This window comes from Streptomyces boncukensis (assembly GCF_011045075.1).
In the GTDB taxonomy this organism is placed as follows: Bacteria; Actinomycetota; Actinomycetes; order Streptomycetales; family Streptomycetaceae; genus Streptomyces; species Streptomyces boncukensis.
Map to the genome: position 1 here is coordinate 1 of NZ_JAAKZZ010000882.1, position 1,804 is coordinate 1,804.

General features: G+C 71.9%; 3 protein-coding genes and 1 pseudogene. All 4 read left to right on the forward strand.

Annotated features, from left to right (window positions below; translation table 11 throughout):
• The first annotated feature begins 72 nt into the window (after positions 1-72).
• Complete coding sequence (locus G5C65_RS36655; RefSeq protein WP_165303359.1) at positions 73-516, forward strand: phage tail protein; 444 nt, start codon at positions 73-75, stop codon at positions 514-516.
• On the forward strand, positions 516-1,025 hold the full coding sequence (locus G5C65_RS36660; protein WP_165303360.1) for a hypothetical protein: 510 nt from the start codon (positions 516-518) through the stop codon (positions 1,023-1,025). The genes G5C65_RS36655 and G5C65_RS36660 overlap by 1 nt, the downstream gene beginning before the upstream one ends.
• Entirely contained in the window at positions 1,022-1,180 is a 159-nt protein-coding gene (locus G5C65_RS36665; protein ID WP_165303361.1) for a DUF6760 family protein, read from the forward strand. Before G5C65_RS36660 ends, G5C65_RS36665 begins: the two co-directional genes overlap by 4 nt.
• A 3-nt stretch (positions 1,181-1,183) precedes the next feature.
• Positions 1,184-1,804: pseudogene (locus tag G5C65_RS36670) on the forward strand (hypothetical protein); the annotation flags it as partial.

The following is a 1,804-nucleotide window of genomic DNA, read 5'->3' on the forward strand; positions in this document are numbered from 1 at the left end:
ACCATCTCCGCCATCTCCGCCATCTCCACCACCTCCAGCGGGTCCTGACGGGCCCGGAAGGACAGCGAGCGCATGAGTCTTCAGCCAGGTGACGCCCTCACATCACACAATTTCGGCCTGCAGATCGACGGCATCATGGTCGAGTACCTCGCCGAGGTCAGCGGCCTGACGATCGAGCAGGACGTCATCACGTACACGCAGAACACCGCCGACGGCAACAACACGGTCAAGACCCTGCCGGGGACGAAGAAGAGCGGGACCTGCACGGTCGTGCGCGGTATGACGCAGTCCGCGTCGTTCACCGAGTGGATCAACGACTCGATCGCCGGCCATATGGCCACGGCCCGGAAGAACGCCAGCATCCTCATGATGGACTTCGAGGACAACCCGGTGAAGCGGTACAACCTGCGCAACGCCTGGTGCAGCAAGATCGACACAAGCACCGTGAAGGCGGGCGAAGCCTCCGCCCTCACCGAGACCGTGACCATCACGTTCGAAGAACTGGTCGTCGAGTAATGCGGCGCACGGCTGCCGGTGCGCGAGGCGCGGACACGGCCGCCGCGGCGTCACCGACACCTCAGACCGCGGCGGCTGGAGCGGATTCCCCCGATCCTGCTTCCGCCGCCGCACCTCCCGCCGGCACGGCACAGCGGGAGCTGCGCACCGAGTTCCCCTTCCAACTGCCGCGCGGATACGTGGACGAGTCGGGCACGGTGCACCGGGACGGTGTGATGCGGCTGTCGACGGCACGGGACGAACTGGTCCCGCTGCGCGACGTCCGGGTCCAGGAGAATCCGGCGTATCTGTCGGTGGTACTGCTCGGCCAGGTCATCACCCGCCTCGGCACGCTGCCGATGGTGCACGACGGCGTCGTGGAGCGGATGTTCGCCTCCGACCTCGCCTTCCTCCAGGACTTCTACCGCCAGATCAACACCGAGGGGCACTCCCGCGCCGCCGTGGAGTGTCCGCACTGCTCCGAGCCGTTCGAGGTGGAACTCGGCGGGAGCCGCCTGGGGGAATCGTGACGTACGCGACCGACCGGCTGCACGAGGAGATCGCGTACGTCGCCTATCACTTCCACTGGAGCCTGGAGTCGATCCTGGACCTGGAACACCGCGACCGGCGGCAGTACACGGCCCAGATCGCGTCCCTGGTGACACGTGCGGGTACGGAGGGCTGAGCTGTGGGCTTCCTCGACCGGCTGCGGAGGCGCCGTCCCGGCCCCGCCGCCGACACCGCGGCGGAACCGGCGGAGACCACCGGGGCTCCGGCGGACGGAGCGGGCGGCGCGGGCGGCGCGGACGGCGCGCCGCCCGCGGCCACCCGGACGACCGGCCGGACGACCGCCTGGACGGGGCTGCCGCCGATCCAGCGCTCCACGTCCGGGAGCCGGGCCCCGGTCGCGGACGCCGGGTTCGGCGGGCGGCTGCCGACCTGGCAGGACCCGTCGTTCGTGGGAGCGCCCTCCCTCGTCGGGGTCCGGAACACCGCACCCGGCGGCCTGCTCCAGGAGGCGCCGAGCGCCCCGGCCCGGCCGGTGACCGGGCTCGAACACCCGATGGACGCCCTGCCCTCGCCCTCGGCGGCGGAACCGGCGCCGGCGGAACGGCGCGTGCCGGCGGTGCCGCTGCGGTGGGCACCGAGGACAGGGACGGCGGCGCGGACGGAAGCGGCGACGCCCGCACCCCCGTCCGCGCCGTCCACGGAGACCGCCGGGACGGGGGTCCTCGGCGGCGTGGATGGACCCGGCGGATCCGCGGGGTCGAGAGGGCCCGCGGAATCCGCCGGGTCTGCGGGGCCGGGT